A 23800-nucleotide genomic window follows, 5' to 3' on the forward strand; every position below is an offset into this window, starting at 1 on the left:
GCCGTTGGGGCCGCTGGGGTGGGGGTGGGGCATGACCGACAGTTCCGAGTTGATCTTCGTCAGTCATGCCGGGCCCGACAGCCAGTGGGCGGAGTGGGTGGCGTGGCACCTCCAAGAGGCCGGATACGAGGTCGAGCTGGGCCTGTGGCACTGGCGGACCGGCGACGACTTCGTCAAGAAGATGAACGACGCCATGGCGCGCTGCTCCGCCGTCGTCGCCCTGTTCTCACCCGCCTACTTCGCCCCCGGCCGCTACACGGAGGAGGAGTGGACCGCCGTCGTCGCCCGGCGTGACCGCTTCCTCCCCCTGGTGGTCGAGCCGTTGCAGGAGGGCCAACTGCCTGCCATCCTCGCCGGGCGACTGAGCAAGGAACTCCACGGCCTCGACGAGACCGACGCCCACGCAGCGCTCCTGGAGGCGGTACGCGGGCCCGCCGTGCCCGCCGGCAAACCCGACTTCCCCGGAAAGCCGAAGGGGAAATCGAGGGCCTGGAAGAGAAAGACTCCGGCCGGCCCCCAACCCCGCTTTCCGTCCGGCACCTCCGACCCCGCCGTATGGGACCTGCGGCAGCGGCGACGCAACCCGCACTTCACCGGGCGGGACCTCGTCATCGAAGAGGTACGCCGCAAACTGCTCGCCGAACGCCAGGCCGCCGTCCAGGCGCTCAACGGAACCGGCGGCATCGGCAAGACCCAGGTCGCGCTGGAGTACGCCTACCGTTTCGCCGGCCAGTACGACCTCGTCTGGTGGGTCGACGCCGAACAGGGGGAGCAGGTACCCGCCCGCTACGCCGAACTCGCCGCCCGCGTCGGCGTGGCCAAGCCGGACGCCGGTGTCGAGGTCAACGCGCGGTACGCCATGGAGTACCTGCGCACCCACGACCGGTGGCTGATCGTCCTGGACAACGCGGAGGATCCGCAGCAACTGCGGACCTGGCTGCCGGAGGGGCCGGGGCATGTGCTGATCACGGCCCGCAATCCGGACTGGCGCAAGGTCGTGCCGCGACTCCAACTGGGGGTGTTCAGTCGCGCGGAATCACTGGACTACCTCACCGCCCAGCTGCCCACCCTCAACCCCGAGCACGCCGACGCACTCGCCGACGCCCTCGGCGACCTGCCGCTGGCACTGGCGCAGGCGGCGGGCGTGATGAGCGAGGGAATGCCGCCGGAGCAGTACCTGCGCGTTCTGGAGACGCACACCGCCAAGCTTCTCGATCGCGGCGAGGTGTACGACTATCCAGCCTCGCTCGCGGCCACGGTCACCATCGCCACGGACCGCCTCGACGCCGAGCATCCGGAGGCGACGGCGGTGCTGCGGCTGGCGGCTTTCCTCGGGCCCGAGCGGATTCCGACGGCTTGGCTGGTGGCGGGGCGGGCGGAGCTGGTGACGGTCGGTGGAGACCCGGACGACTTCCTGTGGCCGCAGAGCGCCCTCAATCCGCTGGCCCGGTACGGGCTGGCTGTGGTGGGGCCCGACGCGTTCCAGGTGCACCGGCTGACTCAGGCCGTGGTGCGGGACAAGGCGAGCGGCGAAGCAGCGGGTGCGCTGCAGGACGACGTGGCCGTTCTGCTGACTGCCCTCGATCCGGGTGATCCGGAGCTGCCCGAGACGTGGCTGGGGTGGACGACGCTCACGCAGCATCTGATGGCGACGCTTCACCTCATGGGTGACAGGGCAGAACTGCGCCCTGTGCTGCTGAGGGCAGCCGTATATCTCGTCCGAAGCGCTCAGCCCCAGGTCGCGCGCGACCTGGCCAGCACCCTGCACGAGACGTGGACTGCCTCTTTGGGCGATGACCATCCCGACGCTCTGCACGCCGCCCACATGCTGACCTGGGCTCTGGACGGTTTGTGGGCCCATGAGGAGGTTTTGCCGCTCGTCGAGGACGTCCTGGAGCGGCGCCGCAGGGTTTTGGGCGAAGACGATCCCGAGACGCTCAGCTCAGCGCATGACCTCGCTACCACCTTGGGGCACTTGGAAAGATTCACCGAAGCGCACGTCATGCACGAGGCAGTCCTGGCCAGGCGCATGGCGGTACTGGGCGACGATCATCCCGCCACGCTTTACTCCGCCTACAGTCTCGGGGTTGCCCTGAGCAAAGTCGGTCGACATGACGAAGGACTCCGCACACTGACCGACGTCCTGGAACGACGACGGAGAGTGCTGGGAAACGACCACCCAGACACCTTGCGCGCCATCCAAAGCATCGCCTTCGTTCAGATCGCACTCGGTCGCCATGACGAAGCCCACCGCACACTGACCGACGTCCTGGAACGACACCAGAGAGTGCTGGGAAACGACCACCACGACACCGTTACCTCAGCTGACTTCCTCGCCAGGACTCTGTACCACCTGGGCCGGCATGCTGAGGCGGAGCGCCTCCAGAAGTCCACGAGACTCCGCATCCGCGAAACCCTGGGAGCCGACCACCCCCTGTACGGCATCGTCACACACGGCCTCGTCGAGACGCTCCATGCCCAAGGCAAAACCTACGAAGCCCAGAAGCTCACAAGGAAACGCCGCCGCTGACCCCATCACGGATGCATCCGCGCCCCCTTAACCACCTTGTCCACCGCGTTCCTGGGCCCGTACACAGCCACCCCCACCAAGTCCAGCTCCCCCGTCCCCACCGCCCGCACCGCCGCCCGGTTGTCCCGGTCGTTCCCCGTACCGAACAGATCAGAGGTGAACACAGCCCGCGGCAGCGCACGCGACAGCACACGCGCGTGCGCCGCCGTCAACGTCTCCTTCGTCCCCTCGAAGACCAGCACAGGCTGCCGGAACATCGGCAGATAGCCCACCCCGTCCGCGTCCTCGTACGGCTCCCCGATCACCTCAGGTACCTCCGTCCCCAGCCCACTGACCAGGAACGCGGTTACATTCAGCCGCTGCCAGGGCTCCAGGTCCTCCCTCAGCAGCACGGCGATCTTCGTGTCGAATCGGATGGGCTCGGTGCTCGTACCGCTCGTACCGCTCATGTCGCTCGTCTCGCTCATACGACGAGACTGCCGACCGCCCCACGACCTCGTCTTGTACGTTCTTTGCATGGCCGCCCGGCAGGAAGTCACGCAGGAAGTCACCGCGTGGCGCCCCCGCGTCCCGGGCGTCACCGAGGTCTTCCACGCCCACTTCACCGAGTACGCCTACCCGATGCACGTCCACGAGGCCTGGACGCTGCTCATCGTGGACGACGGTGCCGTGCGCTACGACCTCGAACGGCATGAGCACGGCACCCCGCACGACACCGTGACCCTCCTCCCGCCGCACGTCCCGCACAACGGCTCCCCCGCCACCTCGCACGGTTTCCGCAAGCGGGTGTTGTACCTGGACAGCAGTCGGCTGGGCGAGGACCTGATCGGGCGCGCCGTTGACTCCCCCGACCTCCGCGATCCCGTACTGCGGCTGCGCGTCGGCCGGCTGCACACCGCGCTCGCGCAGCCCGGCGACGAACTGGAGGCGGACAGTCGGCTGACCCTCATCGGTGACCGGTTGCGCGCCCACCTGCGGCCCGAAGCCGTCACGGACGACGTCCCGCGGCGCGACCCCGCCCTCGCCCGCCGGCTGCGTGAGCTTCTCGACGAGCGCGTCGTACAGGGTCTCGCCCTCGACGAGGCGACCGGGCTGCTGCACGCCCACCCGGCCCATCTCGTACGGTCGTTCAGTACCGCGTACGGCATCGCCCCGCACCAGTACCTGATGTCCCGCCGTGTCGACCGGGCCCGGCGGCTGCTCCTGGACGGCCGGTCGCCGGCCGACGTGGCCGCCGCGACCGGGTTCTACGACCAGGCCCATTTCACCCGGCACTTCCGGAAGTTGGTAGGGGTTCCGCCGGGGCGCTACCGCAGCAGCGCGCGCTGAGCGTCGTACAGATCGCGCGGCCGTACGGCCTCCGTGGCGCCGTTAGTACAGACCTGAGATCAGTCGGCGGGGCGCTGGGTCAGATGGGCGAACGCGTCCAGGTTGCGCGTCGACTCGCCGCGCGCCACCCGCCACTCGTACTCCTTGCGGATCGCGGAGGCGAAGCCCAGCTCGAGGAGGGTGTTGAAGGCGCCGTCCGCCGCCTCCAGGACCTGGCCGAGGAGGCGGTCGATCTCGTCGGGGGTGATGGCCGACAGGGGGAGCTTGGCGGTGACGTAGATGTCGCCGAGCCGGTCGACGGCGTAACTCACGCCGTACAGCTTGAGGTTGCGCTCCAGGAGCCAGCGGTGGACGCCGGGCTCGTTCTCGTCGGGGTGGCGGATGACGAAGGCGTTCAGGGAGAGGGAGTGGCGGCCGACGAGCAGGGAGACCGTCGTCGACAGCTTGCGGGTGCCCGGGAGCTTGACGACGTAGTTGCCGGGGGCGGGGCTCTCCCACTCCAGTTCGGCGTCCTTCAGGGCTCCCTCGACGACCTGCGCCGCCTTGTGTGCGTCAGCCATGGTGGGAGCGTACGCGACGCCTGTGGGCGTGGGTCGCGGCCACATATACGTCCGCCGTGGCGGCGGCCGCGGTGTCCCAGCCGAAGGACAGGGCGTGCCGGGCTGCGGCCTCTCCCATCCGGGGGGACAGGTGGGGGTCGTCGGCGAAGGCGTGCAGCACGCGTGCGTAGTCGGCCGGATTGTGGCCCTGGACCAGGTAGCCCGTACGGCCGTCGCGGACCGCCACCGGCAGGCCGCCCACCGCTGCCGCCAGCACGGGTGTGCCGGCCGCCTGCGCCTCGATGGCCACCAAGCCGAAGGATTCGCTGTACGACGGCATGACCAGCAGCGATGCCGCCCTGAACCAGTCGGCGAGCTGCTCCTGGCCGACGGGAGGGCGGAACCGTACGACATCCGCAACGCCCAGGCGGGCGGCCAGCTTCTGCAGGCCCTCCGGCTTGGCGAGGCCGCTGCCGCTGGGGCCGCCCACGATCGGGACGAGGATGCGGGAGCGCAGCTCGGGGTGCTCGTCCAGGAGGACGGCCACCGCGCGCAGGAGGATGTCCGGGGCCTTCAGGGGCTGGATACGGCCCGCGAACAGGGGGATCAAGGCGTCCTGCGGGAGACCCAGGCGGGCTCGGGCTGCGGCGCGGCCGTCGGCGGGCGAGAAGCGGTCGAGGTTGACGCCGGGGTGGACCACGGCGACCTTGTCGGGGGCGGCGGCGTAGTGCCGTACGAGTTCGTCGGCCTCCTCTGCCGTGTTGGCGATGAGGCGGTCCGCCGCCGTGACGATCTGGGTCTCGCCGATGACTCGTGCGGCGGGCTCGGGGGTGTCGCCGTCGGCCAGGTTGGCGTTCTTGACCTTGGCCATCGTGTGCATGGCGTGCACCAGGGGGGCGCCCCAGCGCTGGGCGGCCAGCCAGCCGACGTGGCCGGAGAGCCAGTAGTGGGAGTGGACCAGGTCGTAGTAGCCGGGGCGGTGGCCGGCCCAGGCCTGCATCACGCCGTGGGTGAAGGCGCACAGCTGGGCGGGGAGGTCCTCCTTGTTGAGGCCCTCGTACGGGCCCGCGTCGATGTGGCGGACGAGGACGCCGGGGGCGAGCTCCACGACGGGCGGGAGGTCTGTGGCGGTCGTGCGCGTGAAGATCTCGACCTCGATGTTGATCGCGGCGAGGCGCTGTGCCAGCTCGACGATGTATACGTTCATGCCGCCGGCGTCGCCTGTGCCGGGCTGGTGGAGCGGTGAGGTGTGCACCGAGAGCATGGCGATGCGGCGGGGGCGGCGGTGCAGGCGCAGCCGGTGGGGGGCGGCCTGGGAGCGACGCCCGAGCCTGCCGACGTACTGGCTCACGTGGCGTTCCTCCTTGCTGCGGGCATGCCGGACGGAGGGTCCTCGCGCCCTCCAAGGCGGTGCAACGCCGGAGGTAGGGGTTCCCATTCCTGGTGGGGCGGTTTTTGCCGAGGCGTTACCGGGGTTCGCTCAACTGTTCGGGGGTGGGCTGCGTTGTCGGGTGCGTTGTCGAGTGCGTGTAGGTGGCACGGTCCGACGGTCGGAGCAGCCGCATACCCTCGTATGCATGACATCCCGCGCCTTCGCCCGACCTGTGGGCACCGTCACGCGCGGGACCACCAATCCCAATCGGCTGCGCCGTATGGATCGCTGGATCGCCGCCACGTACGGGGGCGAGTTGCGGCGGGCCGTCGAGCCCGTCGCCGTGGATCTCGGGTACGGCGCCGCCCCCTGGACCGCCGTGGAGCTGCTCGCTCGGCTGCGGTCCGTCGCACCCCGGGCGCGTGTGGTCGGGGTGGAGATCGAACCGGCTCGGGTCTTGGCTGCGAAGCCGTACGAGCGGGAGGGGCTCGTGTTTCGGCACGGGGGGTTCGAGATTCCCGTTCCGCAGCGGCCGCTGCTCGTGCGGGCGGCCAATGTGCTGCGGCAGTACGAGGAGGGGGAGGTCGCCGGGGTCTGGGAGCGGCTGTGTGCTCGGCTCGCGCCGGCCGATCCGGGGGGCGGGTCCCGTGGGGGGCTGCTCGTCGAGGGGACCTGCGACGAGATCGGGCGTCGGCATGTGTGGGTCGCGCTCGGGCCGGAGGGGCCTCGTACGGTGACCTTCGCGACCCGGCTGGGCTCGCTGGAGCGGCCTTCGGATCTCGCCGAGCGTTTGCCGAAGGCGCTCATCCATCGCAACGTTCCCGGCGAGCCCGTCCATGCCTTTCTGCGCGACTTCGACCGCGCCTGGGCCGCAGCCGCGCCCTATGCGTCGTACGGGGCACGGCAGCGCTGGATCAGGGCGGTGCGTGACCTCGCCGTCGACTGGCCGGTGGCGGACGGGCCGGTGCGGTGGCGGCAGGGTGAAGTGACCGTGCGGTGGGAGGCGTTGGCGCCGCGCGCCTGACTTGGCGACTCGGGCGGAACGATCTGAGGGAGTCGTTCGTCACAAAGGCGGGGAGATCGTCATGACGGGGAGGGAACGGGGGGAAGCAGACCTCTGTCACTTTGCGCGTCGCCATGGCACGATCCCCCGAGCGTTCGTAAGTTACTGACGGGACATCAGTTTGGGGGCAACAGGTATGGGTTCGGGCAAGCGCGGCCTGATCACTGCAGCTGTGACCGTCGTCTGTGCGGTCACCGTGCTGGCGGCGCCAGGCACGGCGTTCGCGGCGCCCTCCCCGTCACCCAGTACCTCACCCTCGTCGCCCTCGACCACCGTGTCGAACAAGGACCTTGAGGCCGTGCGCCAGCGGCTCGAGAAGCTCTACCACGCCGCGGCCGTCGCCACCGACGAGTACAACGCCGCCGAGGAGGCGGCCGAAAAGCAGTCCGCCGAGATCGTCGCGCTGGCGAAGAGGATCGTCAAAGGACAGGAGCGGCTGGCCGCGTTGAAGAAGCGGGCCGGGGCCGCGGCCGCCGCGCAGTACCGGTCCGGCGGGCTGCCCGACGAGGCGAAGCTGATGCTCAGCGACGACCCGCAGGCGTTCCTCGACGGTACGGGCCGGGCGTTGCAGGGGCAGCGCGCGACCAAGGGGCTGCTGGCGGAGATGACCCGCATCCAGCAGGACTTGGAGTTGTACGCCAGGGACGCCTCCGCCCAGTGGAAGAAGCTGGAGGCCGGCCGCAAGGCCAAGGCCGCCGCCCAGAAGAAGATCGAGAAGCAGATCAAGGCGGCCGAACAGCTCGAATCCCGGCTGGAGGAGGAAGAGAAGGAGCGCCTCGCCGAGCTGGAGAAGGAGGCCGCCTACAAGGCGCAGACCGCCTGGCTGGACTCCGGCATCCTGGAGGACATCAAGGGCGAGGCGTCCGAACAGGGGCGCAAGGCCGTCGAGTACGCCACGGAGCAGCTGGGCAAACCCTATGAATGGGGCGCCGAGGGGCCGAAGACATACGACTGTTCAGGGCTTACGTCACAGGCCTGGGCCAGCGCCGGGCAGGGGATTCCGCGGACCTCGCAGGAGCAGTGGAAGCAGCTGAAGCGCATCGACATCGAGGACATGCGCCCCGGCGACCTCATCATCTACAACGGCGACGCCAGTCATGTGGCCATGTACATCGGCGACGGCGCCATCATCCACGCCCCACGCCCGGGGCGGACGGTGACGGTCGCGGGGGCCGGCTCGATGCCGATTCTCGGGGTGGTTCGGCCCGATGCGTGAGGATTCCGTCGATGTGTGAGGCTCCGGCTCCCCCGAGCGCGAGGATTCCCTGAGCCGCGAGGATTCCCTGTGGCCCGGGATTTTCCTGTGGCACGAGGATTTCCTGATACGTGCGGATTCAGGGCGTCTTGTAATGGCTGCCGTGACCCCCGCCACGTGACCCACCCCACGTCACATCGCCCTCAAACGCTGGGTGAACGTGACGTTCGTCATCCCTGGCGCTCTTCCGGCCTGTCCAACTGCGGTACGGAACGCGGCATATGACAGTGGCCGACTCCCACGCGGCGTGGCTCACACCATTCCGTTGCGCCGCCGACTACCGCTATGGTCCCCGTCGGTGGATCGAGGTCCCTCGTTCGCACCATGCCCTCGGGGGGAGGGAAGGAACTCAAGACGATGCCCCTACCCATACCGCGGCAGAGAGCGATCCCGGCCGTGGAGAGTGGTCAGGCGCCGGCCGCGTCCCCAGGCGGCACCTCCGAGGAAGAGGCCCCGCGTAAGGAAGAGACGGTCGAGAACACCACCCACACCAACCTGACGCTGCTGCTGATCGAGGACGATCCCGGCGGCTCGGCGATCGTGCCCGAGCTGCTCGACTCGGCCGGCAAGCCCATCCGCGTGCGCACCGCCCGCAACCTCACCGAGGCCGAGCGGCTGCTGACCGACGACGTCCACTGCATCCTGCTGGACCTCGCCCTCGCGGCGCCCGGCCGGGTCGCCGACGACGACGAGCTGGCCGTGCTCAAGCACGTCCTGGAGCTCGCGCCCCGGCATGCCGTCCTCGCGCTCACCGCCTCGGGCGACGCCGAGCGCGGCGCGGAGGCCGTGCGGGTCGGCGCCCAGGACTACCTCTTCCGGGACGAGCTGGACGGGCGGCTGCTGAGCCGGGCGATCCGGTACGCCGTTGAGCGGAAACGTTCCGACACGGCCGAGCGGCGCCTTGCCGAGGGCCGCATGCGGGCGCAGGAGAACCGTCGGCTGGAACGCGGCCTGCTGCCTACGCCGCTGCTGGAGGGCTCCTCGCTGCGGTTCGCCGCGCGGTATCGGCCCGGGCGTTCGCGTGCGCTGCTGGGCGGTGACTTCTACGACGTCGTCCGCACCGCCGACGGCACCGTGCACGCCATGATCGGCGACGTCTGCGGGCACGGGCCCGACGAGGCGGCGCTCGGCGTGGAGCTGCGGATCGCCTGGCGGGCGCTGACGCTGGCCGGGCTGTGCGGGGACGCCCTGCTGGGGACGCTTCAGCAGGTCCTCGAGCACGAGCGGGCCGACGACGAGATCTTCGCGACCCTCTGCACGGTGGACATCGCGCCTGACGGCCGTCGGGCGGGGCTGTGCCTGGCGGGACATCCGTCCCCGCTGCTGGCCCGGCCCGGACGGCCCGCGCAGTTGTTGCCGTACGACAACAACGGGCCCGCGCTCGGGCTGCTGCCCGGGGCTCGGTGGCCGCGGATGGAGGTCAAGCTGGGGGCGGAGTGGAGTCTGATGCTCTACACCGACGGCTTGATCGAGGGGCGTATCGGTGAGGGCCGGGAACGGCTCGGCCAGGACGGCATGGTGGAGATGGTGCGGCGACAGCTCTCCGAGGGCTTGCGCGGAGAGGCGCTGCTGCGGGCCTCGGTCAATGAGGTGCGGGACCTCAACGGGGGCGAGCTGACGGACGACGTGGCTGTGCTGTTGCTCGACCGGACCGTGTGATCGGATACCCGCCGGTGCGTTCGGGTCATATGCCGACTGCGGGGCCGTGGTGGGCTGGTCGCGCCCACGCGGCGGAGCCGCATATCGACACAGCCCCGCGCCCCTGAGGGCGATGCCGCTCAGCGGCGTTGATCAACAGCGGTCATTCCGTTGATCAGCGACCGCCGTTCCACGGGCCGTACGGGCCGTCGCTGCTGGAGCCCTTTCTGCTGCGGCCCCCGCCCGGAAGTCCCTTGATCGCCGGGCGTACGTCGACCATGTACACGATCGTCGCGATGAGGCCGATGATCGGCAGGAACGACAGGATGTTGAAGATCAGGTTCACGATGAAGGCGAGCCCGAGGATGATCAGCCAGAACGGCTTGGACTGCTTGTCCGCCGCGCGATAGGCGTCCTCACGGCGCGTGGCCGCGTCGATCAGCGCGAAGCCGCTGAAAAGGATCAGGGCCATGCTCAACAGCCACATGAACCCCGCGAAGCCCTGCATCAGCACAACGTCCACCACCTGATTCGGCTCGTACCTACGCGGTCACCGTACCCGCAACCGCAGGCCCGCTACCCGAACAACGGGCCGAGCACTGGGTAAGTGCCCGGCCCGTGTCCAACCGCTCTTCTTCACCCGTCCGTGTTACTTGGCGGGCGGAGTCGTCTTCTTGGCGGTGGTCTTGCGGGTCGTGGTCTTCTTGGCGGTGGTCTTCTTCGCCGGGGCGGCCTCCGCGGCGGGCTGGGTCTCGACGGGCTTGGCCTCGGCCTTGTCCTCCTTGACCTCGACCGGCTCGGCCTTCGGCTCGACGGCGACCGCGAGCTCCTCGATCTCCTCGGCGGCCTCGCCGCGCCAGGTCTTCACGGCCTGCTCGCCGTGCTCGGCGACCTTCTCGTAGGCCTCGCGGGCCTTCACGGCGTACTCGGCGGCGACGCCGACGGTGCGCAGCGCGAGGTCCTGGGCGCCCTCGCCGAACTTCTTCAGGTCGGCGTCGATGCTGCTGCCGAACTTCTTGAAGTCCGCATCCAGGTTGCTGCCGAACTTCTTGATGTCGGCGTCCAGGCTGCCGATGAACTCGTTGACCTTGGCCTGGATGCTCTCCTGCGCCTCCTTGGCCTTGGCACCGGCCTCCTTGGCGCGAGCTGCGGCCTTCTCCTGGACGGCCTTCGGGTCGGTGTTGCGAACGGCGTCGATCCGGGCCGGCGCCTCGGCGCGCAGCTGCTCCACCAGGCCGGGCACCTTCTTGGCCTGCTGCAGGGCCAGGTCGGCGGTGCCGGCGGCGAAGTAGAACGGGGTCGGGTCGCTGAAAGTCTTACGCAGGTCGTCGGTGATGGCCATGGTGATGGTCCTCCCGGGTTGCTTCGAGGTGAGGGTTTTGGGTCCCGCGGTCGGCCTGCCGGTGCGTGTGGTCAGCCGGCCGACTGCTGGGGGTCGTTCGGGTTCTCCGGGGCGGCGTCGTTGCCGTCGGACGTATGGGGTGTGCGGGTCGTGCGGGTCGCTCGCGTCGTGCGGGTGCGGCGCGCGGCGGGCTTGCGGTGTACGGCGGTGTCACTGCCCTGAGCGTCCGCCGCACCGTCGGGGTGGCCGTCGCTCGAGACGGCCTCGGCCGACTCGACGGCTTCCACTGCCTCGACAGCACCTACTGCCTCGACAGCCTCGGCCACCTCGGCAGCCTCACCCGCCTCGGGGGATATCCCGAACCCGTTCTCCTTGCGGAAGGATTCGTAGATCTGGAGCAGCACCTGCTTCTGCCGCTCGTTCAGCGTGGGATCGGCGAGGATGACGGCACGCGTCTCCACCTCGTCCCGGTCCCGCTCGGCGTCGAGGATGCCGGCCCGGACGTACAGCGTCTCGGCGGAGATCCGCAGCGCCTTGGCGACCTGCTGCAACACCTCCGCGCTCGGCTTGCGCAGCCCGCGCTCGATCTGGCTCAGATACGGATTGGACACCCCCGCGGCATCGGCGAGTTGCCGCAGTGACAGCTGCGCGTTGCGCCGCTGCTCACGCAGATACTCACCGAGATTGCCGACGTTGAGCGATGCCATGCCTCCACCTTGCCTCACCCCCGCTAACTATTGCAAGCACCCGCTTGCAAAAGTGCGCCACGCCACGTGACGGGGGCTCAGATGGAGCAGGCGTGGGTCGGCGTCGAGTGGGAGTGAGTGGCCCGCGCCCAGGTCGGCTGGGGAGCGGCGATGCCGACGCCTCCGATGCTGCTGTCGCTGGGAGACCCGGGCCGTAGCGACGGGCGGAAGCACACCGTCGCCGCCCTTCACGGCGCCTCGGTGCGGCTGGTCGAGGATGTCCGGGCCCCGAGCGTCGTGCTGCTGGGGCACTTGCTCGCCGCGCTGATGGCTTCGCGGTGGCCGGCGGTGTCGGGCCGGGCCGCCCGCCCCTTCCGCAAGGTGGAGTGCTGGAGGGCCTGCCAGGGGCGGCGGTGACGCGGGACCAGGGTGGCAGCGGCATCTGACCGCGCGACGGAGCCCGCCGGGTACGCGGGCGCACCGCTGTGTCCCGCGGAGCGCTCGGCTTCGGCCGCGGCACAGCGTGTCCCCGACGCCGCCACCGCGGCCGAGCGACGGAGCCCGCCGGGTACGCGGGCGCACCGCCGTGTCCCGCGGAGCGGTCGGCTTCGGCCGCGGCACAGCATGTCCCCGACGCCGCCACCGCGTGCTACGCGGCCCCCGACGCTGCACCGAGCTGCTCACGGACCGTACGGACAGTGATCCACATGGCCCGGTGCGAGCCGAGTGCGACCTGGTGGTGCACTCGCTGCGGCAGCGGGCCGAGCGGGCCGTTCCGCCGCTCCCGCGTGCCCAAATGCGTTGCGATCTTGGGCCGTTTAAGGGCTGGCTGCGTGCGGTTGACGCCCCGTAGGGTGCCGGCCATGGCTTGTCGAATCTCCGAACTGATCATCCCTAGCCAAGACCCGCAGCAGCTGGCGGCGTTCTGGTGCGAGGTGCTGGACTTCATCGTGCTCGACCCCGACGACGGCGGCGCGGTGGAGATCGGACCACGAGAAGGGTTCGGCGGATTGCAGCCGACCCTGGTCTTCATCCCCACCACCGAGCCCAAGGCGGGCAGGCTGCGGATGCACTTCGACGTCAACGCCACCGACCGCGATCAGGACGCCGAACTCGAACGCCTCCTGAAGCTCGGCGCGCGCCCGGCCGACATCGGACAGAGCGGCGAGGAGCAGTGGCACGTCCTGGCCGACCCCGAGGGCAACGAATTCTGCCTCTTGCGAGCCCGCCTGAGCTGAGCATCGGCCCGCATCGGCAAAGGCCGAAACGACACCCCGTTGAGCACGCTCAACGGGGTGTCGTCATAAGGACCACCAGGAAGCTGCGGACGCGATCCGCCACATCCAGGACGTGGTCCGCAAGGCGGACGGGACGGTCCTACGTATCTGGCGGGAGGAACCGGCACGGTCGTAGCAGCCGCAGCGCCGATACCCACTTTTTTGTGGGTACTTGGCAGCGCTCCGCCCCCGTCCGACCCTGGATACGGGTGATCGACGAGGCGCAGGACGCGCCCGGCAGTCGTACGACGGACGGAGGTGGCCTACAGGTCAGGAGGCCGACTGGGTCTCGGCCAGTCGCTCCAGGCGGCGGTGGCCCCAGTCGGAGAGCGGGCCGAGAGCCTCGGCCAGGTCACGGCCGAACCCGGTCAGGGAGTACACGGTCTTCAGCGGCAGGACGTCGTACACCTCACGGTGCACCAGACCGTCCGTCTCCATCTCGCGCAGGGCCTGGGTCAGCACCTTCTCGCTGAGGCCCGGCAGTCGGCGGCGCAGTTCCGCCGGGCGGAGCGGGCCGGACTCCAGCAGCCACAGCAGCGACGTCTTCCACTTGCCGTCGATCACGGCGATCGCGGCGGTCACCCCGCAGACGTTCGGGTCATGGCGCCGACGCGTCATACCCCCACCCCTTTTGTCAGCAATTCATCAACTATCGCCACCCTACAGGGAGTTCAGTCATGCCTGCCTACGACCACGATTCCACCGCTACCCCCACCTCCACCCCCACTGTCACCGTCATCGGTCTCGGGCCGATGGGCCGGGCCCTGGCCGGGGCGTTCCTGGACGCGGGGCTGCGGGTCACCGTCTGGAACCGCACGCCGGGGCGGGACCGGGAGCTCGTGGCCCGCGGTGCCACGGCGGCCGCGTCGCCGGCAGAGGCGGTCGCCGCCGGTGCGCTGACCGTCGTCTGCGTGGTCAACTACGACGCCGCCGACGCCGTCCTGCGGCAGGACGCGGTCACCGACGCGCTCAAGGGCCGTACGGTCGTGAACCTGACCGCCGACACCCCGGCGCGGGCCCGGGACGCGGCGCACTGGGCGGCCGCGCACGGCATCCGCTATCTGGACGGCGCGATCATGTCGATGACCACGACCATCGGGACACCCGACGCGGTGGTCATCTACAGCGGTCCGGAGGAGCTCTACCGCGAGCACCGCCCCGTCCTCGACACCCTGGGCGGCACCCACACCCACCTCGGCGAGGACATCGGCCGGGCCGCCGCCTACGACATCGCCCTGCTCGACATCTTCTGGACGGCGATGGCCGGCTACGCACACGCCCTGGCCGTGGCACGCGCCGAGGGCATCACCGCACGGGAGCTCCTCCCCCTCGCCCAGGGCATCGGCGCGATCCTGTCGCCGCTGTTCGAGGAGTTCGCGGGCGACGTCGACGACGGCACCTACTCCGGCGAACTCAACCCGATCACCTCCGCCGTGTCCTCCATGGCCCACATCGTCGAGGCCTCCGAGTCCCACGGCATCGAGGCGGGCGTGATCCGCGCCGCCGAAGGACTGGCCCGCCGGGTCGTCGCCCTCGGCCACGGGACGGACGGCTTCATGCGGGTCACCGAACTGCTGGGCCGCTCCCGCGCCGCCCACTCCCGGCAGTGATCCATTCCTCCATGACGTCGAAGTCCCGGGCGGTGAGGCCGTAGCGGTGGTCGACACGGTGGAGGAGGGCGGGCGCGGGGTGGTGGGCGGCCACCCAGGCCCGGTCGGTGTCGGTCACCTCGTCGTCCACCCAGACGAAGGGACGCCCCGCGGCCCAGGCCACGATTGTCCGCGTTTTCCAAGTCAGGCCACGGGGCCCGAGCGGGGGTTCCACACCCTCGTCCGGCCAGTCCACCACCGGCAGCGGGGGCAGGCCGAGCCAGGGCGCGACGACGTCGTTCGCGTCGTCCATCCAGGTCGTGGCCCACACCAGCTCGCAGCCGATCGCCGCGAGCCGCGCCAGCCGGACGCCGAGCGCGGGGTCGGCGCGGGTGAGGAGGGGTTGGTCGGCGGCCGACTGCGGCAGCGGGAAGCGGGGCTCGTGCACCGGGTACGGCCGCTCCGACCCGAAGGGGATCAGCGTCCCGTCGATGTCGATGAAGAGGAGCATGGGGGAGAGGAGCATGGGGGAACAGGATCGGCCCCTGGCCGCCGTAGCGAAAGCGGCATGGGGAAAAGGCCTGCTCAGCCCTCGACCGCCTACTCAGCCCTCGAACCCCTCCTGCGCAAGAATCTTGTCGATGCGTGCCCGGTGCGCCTCCTCCCAGGCGTCCAGGGTCTCGGCGGCTTCCTTGGCCAGCTTGGCCCGGGCCGCCGTCAGGATCTCCTCGCGGCGGGCGCCCGGCACGACCACGACGCCCTCCTCGTCGGCCACCACGACGTCCCCCGCGTCGACCGCCACACCCCCGCACCGCACCCGCTCGTTCAACGGCCGTACGACCGACTTGCCACCCGGGATCGGGATGACACCCCGTGCGAACACCGGGAACCCCATCTCCCGCACCTCCGACAGGTCCCGGATCAGCCCGTCGGCGACGAACCCGGCGACACCCCGGCGGCGGGCGACGGCGCAGACGTTCCCGCCGGCCAGCGCGTAGTCCAGGTCGCCCGACTCCACCACCACGACCGATCCGGGCTCGGCACGGTGGATGGCCGCGTGCAGCATGAGGTTGTCCCCGGGCGGGCACGACACGGTGAACGCCGGTCCGGCGATGCGCGGGACCGGGGCCCACAGCGGGCGGATACCGATGTCCATCACCTGGCCGCGGCCCAGCAGGTCGGCGAGGGTGGTCGTGGGAATGCCCTGAAATTCGGTCGTGGCAGTCATACAAAAAAGCTACAGTCACGACCATGACTGCCGGGTCGGCCATGTGCCGTGAGCGAGTTGGGTGTTGCCCGGCCTCTGAGTGAGGCCGCGGCGGCGGGCCAGGAGCCCGCCTCTTTCTCTTCGCCTTCCCTCCGTACGGAATCAGCGACAGAGAAAGAGAAAGAGAAAGAATTGCCCAACGACTTCAATCAGCAGGTCATCGACGAGTTCCGCGCCAACAAGGGCCGCGTCGGCGGCTACTTCGAGGGCGCCCGCCTGCTCCTCCTCACCACCACCGGCGCCCGCACCGGCCGGCCCCACACCACCCCCGTCGGCTATCTCCCCGACGGCGGCGACCGCGTCCTGGTCATCGCCTCGGCCGCCGGCGCCCCGAAGCACCCGGCCTGGTTCCACAACCTCGTCGCGAACCCCCGAGTGACCGTCGAGAGCGGTGCGTTCACCTACGAGGCCCGGGCGGTGGTCCTCGAGGGCGAGGAGCGTGACCGGGCCTTCGCGCGGGCCGTCGAGGCGGATCCGGGCTGGGCCGCGTACCAGGCGAAGACGGAGCGGGTGATCCCCGTGGTCGCCCTGCACGAGATCGCCCAGGGCGGCCCCCCGAACATCAACGCGTCCTCCATGGGCGAGGCGATCAAGGTCGTCCATGACGCCTTCCGCCGCGAACTCGCCCTGATCCGCGAGGAGATGAGCCAGAGCGAGAGCGACGCGGAGGGCGGCGGGGGCGACGAGGAGGGCGGCGTAGGCGGCGAGGAGGGCGGCAGGGGCGGCTCCACCCTCGGCGCCCAGCTCCGCGTCAACTGCCTCACCTTCTGCGCCGGCCTCCACAACCACCACACCGGCGAGGACATGGCCATGTTCCCGTTCCTGGCCGACCGCCACCCCGAACTCGCCCCCACCCTGGCGCGCCTCCGCGAGGAGCACGAGCGCATCGCCGCCCTCGTCGAGGATCTGCGTCAGGTCGTGACCGCCGAGTACCCGGACCCTGCCTCCGCCCGCACCGAGGTGGAGCGCCTCACGGCGGAGCTGGAGGCGCATCTGACGTACGAGGAGGAGCAGTTGATCCCGCTCCTGGACGCCGTGTAACGGACGACGGTGACGCGCGGGAGGCCGCCGCCCGCGCAGACAGCTAGAACGGCAACGGCCTCCCGTGCACCACCTCCAACCCCGCCACCGCCCGCGTCACCACCACATACAGCCGCTGCAACCCCCGCTCCTCCGCCTCCACGATCGCGGCCGGCTCCACGGCGACGACATGGTCGTACTCCAGCCCCTTCACCACACTCGCCGGCACGACGGTCACCCGCGCCCCCAGCTCGTCCGCACCCCCCGCCTCGATCCCGGCCGCCACCAGCGCCTCCCGCGCTCGGGCCGCGTCCCCGTCGGCGGCGACGACACCCACGGACCCCTCCCGGCCCAGCGCATCCCGTACGGCACCCACGACCGCAGCCATCAGGTCACCCGCCACCGCCTCCCGGAACCGCAACTCCCCGTCCCCGCGCAACGAGCGGGCCGGCGGCACCTCCACATCCACCCGCTCCAGCAGCCGGTTGGCCAGCGCCAGCACCGCCCCCGGCACCCGGAACCCGGTCGTGAGCGGTACGACCACCGCGTCCGGCTTCCCCAGATGCCGCAGCACCGTCTCCCAGGACCGCGCGGCCCAGGGCGTCGTCCCCTGCGCCAGATCCCCCAGCACGGTCAGCGACCCGAAGGCCGCCCGCCGCGCGATCGCCCGGCACTCCATCGGCGACAGATCCTGCGCCTCGTCGACGACGAGATGGCCGTACCCCTGCGGATGCTCGATGAGCCCCGCCACCTCGTCGAGGAGTACGAGATCTGCGGCCGACCAGCGCGCCGACTTCCACGACCTGGGCGGCTTCGCCCACAGCAGCGCCTTCTGCTCCTCGGCGTCCAGCAGCCCGTCGGCGGTGGCCGCCAACGCCCCCGGGTCGATGAGGAGTTCGGCCACCACCTCCTCCGGCCGCACCCGCGGCCACACCGCATCGACGTACGTCCCCACCGGCCGCGACCGCGAGACCTTCTGCACCCACGCGTTGCTCCGCACCCCGCTGCGCCGCTCCGCCTGGTCCCGGATGCACCGCACCACCCGGGTCCGCACCCGCTCCCGCCCGACGGCATACGGCGGCTCCTCCGCCCGCACCCCCGCCACGATCCGCTCGAGCTCGCCCGCCGAAACCCGCCACCGATACGAACCCTCGGCAAGAACAAGGGAGTTGCCCCTGCCCGACCCTGTGCCCGTTCCCGCTCCTGTTCCCGCGCCCGCTCCCCCTCCCGCTTCCGCTCCCGTTCCCGTTCCCGTGCTCACCCGTGCGTACAACGCCCGCCGCAGCACCTGCGCCATCCGGACGTCATGCTTCACGACCTCCGCCCGCCGGTCGTCGGCCCCTGTGATCGGATGCCGGGCGATCTCGTCCCGCAGCGTGGACTGGCGGACGCCGGTCTCGCCGAGGGCGGGCAGCACTTCGGAGATGTACGACAGGAAGGTCCGGTTGGGCCCGAGGATGAGGAGTCCGCCGCGCCGGATGCGCTGCGGGTGGGTGTAGAGCAGATACGCGGCGCGGTGCAGGCCGACGGCGGTCTTGCCGGTGCCGGGAGCGCCCTGTACGCACACGGACAGGGCGAGGTCACCCCGTACCAGCTCGTCCTGCTCGGGCTGGATGGTGGCCGCGATGTCCCGCATGGGCCCGACACGGGGCCGTTCGATCTCCCGGGCGACGATGTCGCTGACCCGCGACTCCCCCCGGTCGAGGTGCTCGTCCTCCAGGCCGGTGAGGTCGGCGGAGTCCCCGCGACTCCCCGGCGCCCAGCCGAACCGCCGTCGTACGGCGACGCCCTGCGGATCACGGGCGGAGGCCTGGTAGAAGGCGCGGGAGACGGGAGCCCGCCAGTCGACGACGAGGGGCGGGGCGGCCGGATGCTCGGTGATCCGCAGCCGCCCGACGCGATAGCTCTGCCCGCCGTGCTCGCCCTCTTCCCCGAAGTCCAGCCGTCCGAAGAACAGGGGACCTGCGGGCAGTTCCCGGAGTTCCTTGGCCTGGCTGCGCAGCTGATAGCCGAGGACCTCGGCGTCGGCACCGGAGGCCGAGACGTCCTCGCCGACGACGACCTGTTCCTGGGCGCCGTCGACCATGGCGGCGAGGGCGGCGCGGCAGCGGTCGTGGTGAGCTCGTTCGTCGAGGAGGGCGTGCCGGAGGGCGAGTTCGGTTGACGTCATTCGAGCAAGCGTACCCAAATAACGTAACCGAGTTAAGTTTTTTACTCAATCTCACTCATTCGGAGAGGTAGGGCAACCCCTTCGCCAGCAGGTCGAACGCCCGCTCGGCAGCGGCCACGGCATCGGCCCGTACGTCCTCCACCCGCTCCCCGCCCGCGATCCGCCGCCAGTTCTCCAGCGCGAGGATCCTCCGCACGGCGGCGATCTGCCCGGCCGCCAGTCGCGCGTCCAGGTCCCCGCCGAGCGCGTCGGCGAGCGCGGCCTCCGAACGCTCCAGGTAGGCGTACATGCGGGCGGCCAGCGAGGGAGTCCCGTACAGCAGCGAGTGATAGCGGAGCACCTCGGGATGGTCGTTCAGCCCGGTGACGGGATCACACCGCTCCAGCCCGTCCAGGAAGTGCCGCCGCAGCGCCCGAAGAGGCGACCCCTGCGCGCCGGCCACGATCCGGGCGGCCTCCTGCTCGTGATCGGCGATCCGGTGCAGGACGAGGTCCTCCTTCGCCGGGAAGTACCGGAACAGCGTCGGCTTGGAGATCTCGGCCGCGGCGGCCACCTCGGCCACGGAGACCGCGTCGAAGCCCTTCTCGAGGAAGAGGCGGATGGCGGTGTCCGACACGGTCTCGTACATCCGCCGCTTCTTGCGCTCGCGCAGCCCGGGCTCTGCGGGGGGTGTGTCGCTCATGCGGGGAGCCTACGCAGGAGCCATGGCCGTGCCGCGCAGCCAGCTCACCAGTGCCGCCATGATCTGCGAGCGGCTCGGCACCTCCACCAAGCCGAGCGGCACGGCTGCGGCAGCCAGGGTCCGCTGCAGCTTCCCGGCGGCCTGGGGCAGGGCCACCCAGTTGATCTCCGCCCCGTCCCGAAGAGAGAGCGACACGCGGATGACATCGGTGAAGACCGACTGCGCCCTCTTGAAGTCGAGGAGCAGCGGCAGATCGTCCGCCCAACCGTGCGAGGCACCGGGATGGACAGACTCGACCGCACGGCACCAGTCCTCGGTCATACGCCGTTGCTGATCCGATGGGTAGCGCATCAAGTAGAGATGCGTGGCGAGGTCATAGAGCGGGTCGCCCACCATCGCGAGCTCCCAGTCGATCGTCCACAGCCTCCCTTCGTCGTCGACGATGAAGTTCTCGCGGTGCAGATCCGCGTGCAGAAGGCAGAAGGGGCGCTCCGACAGCCCGGGCCCGAGCACGTGCTTCCGCAGGCGGACGAACGCGTCACTGCCCACGCCGAGCTCCTCGAAGAGGTCCCCGAACTCCGCATGGTTGCCGGCGTAGACCCGCTCTTCGACGAACGCGATCAGACCATCCAGAAATCGGCTGGTGTCGCCGTCCCCGGACCGATCCGAGAGATCGCACCGTCGCTCCACGCTGAGCGACGACGGCACGATCCGCGCCATCTCCCGGAAGCGGCCGACGATCTGGTCGTGGATGGCGTCGGGAACGCGACGGCCTGTCCAGCGCCGCGCGCCAATGGTGCGGCCTTCGATGAACACCTGCAGCCCTATGCCCGCGACCTCGAAGATCTGGGGGACCCGTGTGATCTGCCCGGTCAACGCGCGCAGCAGCTGCTCCTCGGACGCGAAGCAGCGCCGATCGAACCACAGGAGGCCCGTGCGCGGCTCCCGGAGCTTGACGAGCTCCGTCCGACCCGGCAGCGGAATGACGTAGGTCTCGTGGTGATAGCCCTTCAGCGGCCCAATGACCACCCCGGCGGCCTCGGACATCTCAACGGCACGCGATCTCGCCACCGAAACGGACTCCGGGCCCATGGGCACCCTCCCCACCTCACCGAGTACTGGAGCGTACGCCCGCCGCAGGCTCCCGCGCTCAGGAAGCGTCGGGTCGGGTGGGGTGTGGGATCGCCGGCGCCGGCTCGCGTGCCGCGTTCCAGAGCGTTTCGAAGAACTCTTGGCGGCGTCTGATCATCATCCGGTCGTGGGCGCCGCCGTCCGGGGACCAGCGGGTCAGCAGGGAGTCGTAGCCGATGAGATCCAGGAGACGACCGTCGGCCGGGTCGGGGCCGGGCTGGGCGGGGGTGCCGGTGGTCCACGGTTCGGGGCGCAGGTCGATCTTGTCGTAGATCCCCTCGTACACCCGGTCGTTGATGAAGTAGAGCTTGAGCGAGGGCGACATGTGCAGCACCCGGAACTCGACGGTCAGCGTCCCCCGGTTGGCAACGGCCATCCGTCCTTTCTGCTCCTTGAGGCTTCTCTCGTACGCCGCGATCTGCTCCCTCAGCTCCGCGCGGAACGCGGGTGAGTCGCAGACCTTGCCGTCCGCATCCACAAAGCCCGGGACCTCGATCTGCCGGGTGAAGTCCGGCACCAGGACCCGGATGCTCACTTTGCGCTGCTTGTTCTCGCTCAGCTCCTGGAGAAAGGTCTTCAGTGGGGCGGCGAGCGTCTCTCCGGTGAATCCCATCGCCGCCAGCCGGACGTCTCTGCCCTCGAGCGCCTCCTGGAACTCGCTCACCAGCTCCCTCGGTGTGACGACCCTTCCCGAGTTCAGCCTCTGCATCTCGCTGTCCAGACGCCCGTTGAGCCGCTGCACCTCGGCGTAGAGCACATAGCCCACGACGGTGACCAGCGACCCACCCAGATAGACCTTGTCCGCCAGCGCGTCCCCGACCGGCTTCACGAACTGCGCCACCAGTCCGATGACGAAGACGGCGAAGAGGAAGAGCCGTGTGATCGTGGGCTCCAGCCGCCCCCAGCCGGCCGCCAGTCTGCCGCCCCATGACGGCCTCGTGTCCGACACCAATTCCCCCTGCGAGCCCCCGACTTGGATCGAGCCTGCTCATGGTGCCCGCTCGGCGGGCCCTCAGGAAGAGGCCGCGGTCATCGCCACGGAATCATGGCCAAGAAATCATCGAACCGATGCCTGATGACAGCCACGCCCGCCTCCCGCAGCGCCTCCGCCTCGCGCACGCCCGGGTCCTGGCCCTCCCGGCCCTCCTGGTCCTGGTCCGGGGCAAAGCCCACGAACGCCACCCCGGCCGCCCGCGCCGCCGCCAGGTCCGTCGTCGTGTCGCCGAACATCAGGGCGTCCGCCGCGTCGGCGCCGAGCGCGTCCAAGGCCCGGTGCAGGCAGTCCGGGTGGGGCTTCAACCGCCTGGGGTCGCCGGTACGGCCGTGGATCCGGCCCGCGAAGTGTTCGTCGAGGCCCCTCCGGCGCAGGTATACGGCGACGGCGTCCGGCGAGTTGTTCGTGGTGACGGCGATCCGCACCCCTTCCTTCGCCAGCCGCCGGACCAGATCGTCCGCGCCCTCGGTGGGAGGCGCGATCCTCGCCGCGTCCTTCTCGCCCTGGACGAGACGGGCGTCCAGCTCGGCCACCAGCGCATCACCGGGACGCGCCGAGTCCACGGCACGCAGCACGACTTGGGGGTCGATGGACGCCAAGGCCGCGGGCGGCAGCAGGGCCAGGGCGCCGCGCCTCGCGACGATCTTCCGCAGTTCGTCGGCGAGCGGCGCCGAGGAGGTGCCGGGGAACAGCCGGCACAGCGGTCCGTCGAAGTCGAACAGCACGCACCGCCCCCGCACGATCCGCTCCGCCGCGGCCCTGAGACCCTCGCTCTCCCGCCGTACCACGGTCATGAAGCGGCCGTCGGCACGGACAGGCTGTGCCACTTCCGCAGGGCTTCCACCATCTGTTCCAGGTCCGGCACCGCCACGAGCCGCAGTGGCTCACGAGCCCGGCCCATGGCGCGGCTCACCCGCTCCGCCGCCGCCTGGAAGTGCCGCTCCTCGGCATCGCCCGGGAGATCGAGCGCCGCGCGCATCACGTCCGGGAACACGGACTGCGCGTACTCGAAGGCCAGGTAGGTGTCGAGGTCCTTGTGCAGCCCTGCGGTGAGCTCGGCGCAGCCGGCCGCCTCCATGGCCCGTGCCCACAGCTCGACCATTCGTTCCTGTTCTTCCTTGCCGTACCCCGTCCGCACGATGTGCGTGGCGAGATCGTGCAGGGGATCCCCGTATATCGCCAGCTCCCAGTCGATCACCGCGATCCGTCCGCGCCGCACCACGACGTTGGCGCGGTGGACGTCGGTGTGCAGGAGCTTGAAGGGACGCGAGGTCAGGCCGTGATGGTTCTCCTTGAACGTCGTCATCGCGTCCTGGGGGATCCCCACCGCGTCGAAGAGGTCGCCGAACCGCTCACGGTTGGGCTGGTGCACGCGCTGCTCGGTGAAGTCGACCAGCCAGTGCAGGAACCTGTCGCTGTCGCCGTCGTCCGGCCAGTCCTCGGGAGGCGGCGGGAGCTCCTTGACCGGCACCTGGGCGGTCCTGACGAAGAACGCCGCGAACTCCCGCATCAGCTTCTCGTCGATCACACCGTCGGGATTGCGCTCACTGAGCGCCTTGCCCCTGCGGTACCGGTGCAGGGAGCGGTCGCCGAGTTCCCCCAGTACGGCGAGACAGCGCGGCACCTCGCGCAGATACCGGCAGACGACCTCGAGGACATCGGCCTCGCGCGGCCAGATGCGGGGGACGACCTCGACCGTGTTCAACGGCACCCGGTACTTGAACCGCGTATAGGGGACGACACCGATGACCAGGGCCAGCAACAGCCCTACCCGCAACACGTAGTTGGTGTTGTGGTGGCCCTTGAGCACCTCGCCCCTGCCTCGGAGTCGACGGGACTCCAAAAGGCGGTGCGCGAGCGACGAGCGCGCTCCGTGTTGCAGAGGGGGCACGGTGGCCGAGATTAGCGCTTCGCGC

24 protein-coding genes are annotated in these 23800 nt (G+C 70.3%); 9 read left to right on the forward strand and 15 right to left on the reverse strand.

From position 1 onward, the window contains the following. The first annotated feature begins 31 nt into the window (after nt 1-31). A complete protein-coding gene (fxsT, locus tag EHO50_RS21465) occupies nt 32-2530 on the forward strand; it encodes an FxSxx-COOH system tetratricopeptide repeat protein (RefSeq protein ID WP_128432190.1) in 2499 nt (832 codons plus the stop codon). A gap of 5 nt (nt 2531-2535) precedes the next feature. Here fxsT and EHO50_RS21470 read toward each other — a convergent pair whose 3' ends face one another. Beyond that, a complete protein-coding gene (locus EHO50_RS21470) occupies nt 2536-2997 on the reverse strand; it encodes a DUF2000 domain-containing protein (protein WP_128432193.1) in 462 nt (153 codons plus the stop codon). Between the two features lie 49 nt (nt 2998-3046). Between EHO50_RS21470 and EHO50_RS21475 the strand changes: the two genes are divergently transcribed. Next, nucleotides 3047-3859 (forward strand): helix-turn-helix transcriptional regulator, encoded by an 813-nt coding sequence (locus EHO50_RS21475; RefSeq protein WP_128432196.1) that lies wholly within the window; start codon nt 3047-3049, stop codon nt 3857-3859. A gap of 59 nt (nt 3860-3918) precedes the next feature. On the opposite strand, the gene EHO50_RS21480 is transcribed toward EHO50_RS21475, so the two are convergent. Together EHO50_RS21480 and mshA are read right to left on the reverse strand one after the other, a co-directional pair. After that, entirely contained in the window at nt 3919-4419 is a 501-nt protein-coding gene (locus tag EHO50_RS21480) for a type III secretion system chaperone family protein (RefSeq protein WP_128432198.1), read from the reverse strand. Then, entirely contained in the window at nt 4412-5749 is a 1338-nt protein-coding gene (gene mshA, locus EHO50_RS21485) for a D-inositol-3-phosphate glycosyltransferase (RefSeq protein ID WP_128432201.1), read from the reverse strand. The genes EHO50_RS21480 and mshA overlap by 8 nt, the downstream gene beginning before the upstream one ends. Nucleotides 5750-5975: 226 nt before the next feature. Between mshA and EHO50_RS21490 the strand changes: the two genes are divergently transcribed. The 3 genes from EHO50_RS21490 (at nt 5976) to EHO50_RS21500 (ending at nt 9747) form a co-directional block, all read left to right on the forward strand. Then, a complete protein-coding gene (locus tag EHO50_RS21490) occupies nt 5976-6794 on the forward strand; it encodes a class I SAM-dependent methyltransferase (RefSeq protein ID WP_181449668.1) in 819 nt (272 codons plus the stop codon). Between the two features lie 175 nt (nt 6795-6969). Next, on the forward strand, nt 6970-8049 hold the full coding sequence (locus tag EHO50_RS21495) for a C40 family peptidase (protein WP_128432204.1): 1080 nt from the start codon (nt 6970-6972) through the stop codon (nt 8047-8049). Between the two features lie 396 nt (nt 8050-8445). Beyond that, nucleotides 8446-9747 (forward strand): PP2C family protein-serine/threonine phosphatase, encoded by a 1302-nt coding sequence (locus EHO50_RS21500; RefSeq protein ID WP_128432207.1) that lies wholly within the window; start codon nt 8446-8448, stop codon nt 9745-9747. A 154-nt stretch (nt 9748-9901) separates the two neighbouring features. On the opposite strand, the gene EHO50_RS21505 is transcribed toward EHO50_RS21500, so the two are convergent. The 3 genes from EHO50_RS21505 to EHO50_RS21515 all read right to left on the reverse strand — a co-directional run bounded on the left by EHO50_RS21505 (nt 9902) and on the right by EHO50_RS21515 (nt 11775). Continuing rightward, a complete protein-coding gene (locus tag EHO50_RS21505; RefSeq protein WP_181449674.1) occupies nt 9902-10234 on the reverse strand; it encodes a DUF2516 family protein in 333 nt (110 codons plus the stop codon). Nucleotides 10235-10375: 141 nt separating this feature from the next. Further along, entirely contained in the window at nt 10376-11068 is a 693-nt protein-coding gene (locus EHO50_RS21510; protein WP_128432209.1) for a hypothetical protein, read from the reverse strand. A gap of 71 nt (nt 11069-11139) precedes the next feature. Further along, complete coding sequence (locus EHO50_RS21515) at nt 11140-11775, reverse strand: helix-turn-helix domain-containing protein (RefSeq protein WP_128432211.1); 636 nt, start codon at nt 11773-11775, stop codon at nt 11140-11142. Nucleotides 11776-11925: 150 nt separating this feature from the next. On the opposite strand from EHO50_RS21515, the gene EHO50_RS21520 reads away from it, so the two are divergent. Further along, on the forward strand, nt 11926-12171 hold the full coding sequence (locus EHO50_RS21520) for a hypothetical protein (protein ID WP_128432214.1): 246 nt from the start codon (nt 11926-11928) through the stop codon (nt 12169-12171). A gap of 446 nt (nt 12172-12617) precedes the next feature. Next, complete coding sequence (locus EHO50_RS21525) at nt 12618-12992, forward strand: VOC family protein (protein WP_128432217.1); 375 nt, start codon at nt 12618-12620, stop codon at nt 12990-12992. 309 nt (nt 12993-13301) lie between these two features. Here the strand turns inward: EHO50_RS21525 and EHO50_RS21530 are convergent, their stop codons facing one another. Next, complete coding sequence (locus EHO50_RS21530) at nt 13302-13649, reverse strand: winged helix-turn-helix transcriptional regulator (RefSeq protein WP_128432220.1); 348 nt, start codon at nt 13647-13649, stop codon at nt 13302-13304. A 59-nt stretch (nt 13650-13708) separates the two neighbouring features. Here EHO50_RS21530 and EHO50_RS21535 point away from each other — a divergent pair, with 59 nt between their 5' ends. Continuing rightward, on the forward strand, nt 13709-14641 hold the full coding sequence (locus EHO50_RS21535; RefSeq protein ID WP_128432223.1) for an NAD(P)-dependent oxidoreductase: 933 nt from the start codon (nt 13709-13711) through the stop codon (nt 14639-14641). On the opposite strand, the gene EHO50_RS21540 is transcribed toward EHO50_RS21535, so the two are convergent. Both EHO50_RS21540 and EHO50_RS21545 read right to left on the reverse strand, forming a co-directional pair. Further along, nucleotides 14595-15131: an HAD domain-containing protein gene (locus EHO50_RS21540; RefSeq protein WP_128432591.1), complete on the reverse strand. Its 537-nt coding sequence runs from the start codon at nt 15129-15131 to the stop codon at nt 14595-14597. The genes EHO50_RS21535 and EHO50_RS21540 overlap by 47 nt on opposite strands. Nucleotides 15132-15224: 93 nt before the next feature. Continuing rightward, entirely contained in the window at nt 15225-15848 is a 624-nt protein-coding gene (locus EHO50_RS21545) for an RraA family protein (RefSeq protein ID WP_128432226.1), read from the reverse strand. A gap of 171 nt (nt 15849-16019) precedes the next feature. On the opposite strand from EHO50_RS21545, the gene EHO50_RS21550 reads away from it, so the two are divergent. Next, nucleotides 16020-16928, forward strand: a complete 909-nt coding sequence (locus tag EHO50_RS21550) for a nitroreductase/quinone reductase family protein (RefSeq protein WP_128432228.1) — start codon at nt 16020-16022, stop codon at nt 16926-16928. 43 nt (nt 16929-16971) lie between these two features. Here the strand turns inward: EHO50_RS21550 and EHO50_RS21555 are convergent, their stop codons facing one another. From EHO50_RS21555 to EHO50_RS21580, 6 genes are all read right to left on the reverse strand, one after another. Next, nucleotides 16972-19077 (reverse strand): HelD family protein, encoded by a 2106-nt coding sequence (locus EHO50_RS21555; RefSeq protein WP_128432231.1) that lies wholly within the window; start codon nt 19075-19077, stop codon nt 16972-16974. Nucleotides 19078-19132: 55 nt separating this feature from the next. Then, nucleotides 19133-19759: a TetR/AcrR family transcriptional regulator gene (locus EHO50_RS21560; RefSeq protein ID WP_128432234.1), complete on the reverse strand. Its 627-nt coding sequence runs from the start codon at nt 19757-19759 to the stop codon at nt 19133-19135. A gap of 9 nt (nt 19760-19768) precedes the next feature. Further along, nucleotides 19769-20851 (reverse strand): aminoglycoside phosphotransferase family protein, encoded by a 1083-nt coding sequence (locus EHO50_RS21565; RefSeq protein ID WP_128432237.1) that lies wholly within the window; start codon nt 20849-20851, stop codon nt 19769-19771. A gap of 58 nt (nt 20852-20909) precedes the next feature. Next, the gene (locus EHO50_RS21570) at nt 20910-21839 is read right to left on the reverse strand and encodes an ATP/GTP-binding protein (RefSeq protein WP_164904896.1); all 930 of its coding nucleotides are present in this window, start codon (nt 21837-21839) and stop codon (nt 20910-20912) included. Nucleotides 21840-21919: 80 nt separating this feature from the next. Next, nucleotides 21920-22678 carry an HAD family hydrolase gene (locus tag EHO50_RS21575; protein ID WP_164904897.1) on the reverse strand — a complete coding sequence of 253 codons (759 nt, stop codon included), beginning with the start codon at nt 22676-22678 and terminating at the stop codon, nt 21920-21922. After that, nucleotides 22675-23775 carry an aminoglycoside phosphotransferase family protein gene (locus tag EHO50_RS21580; RefSeq protein ID WP_128432243.1) on the reverse strand — a complete coding sequence of 367 codons (1101 nt, stop codon included), beginning with the start codon at nt 23773-23775 and terminating at the stop codon, nt 22675-22677. The genes EHO50_RS21575 and EHO50_RS21580 overlap by 4 nt, the downstream gene beginning before the upstream one ends. Nucleotides 23776-23800 lie beyond the last annotated feature (25 nt).

Origin of the sequence: Streptomyces cyaneus (assembly GCF_004028635.1) — a bacterium.
In the GTDB taxonomy this organism is placed as follows: Bacteria; Actinomycetota; Actinomycetes; order Streptomycetales; family Streptomycetaceae; genus Streptomyces; species Streptomyces cyaneus.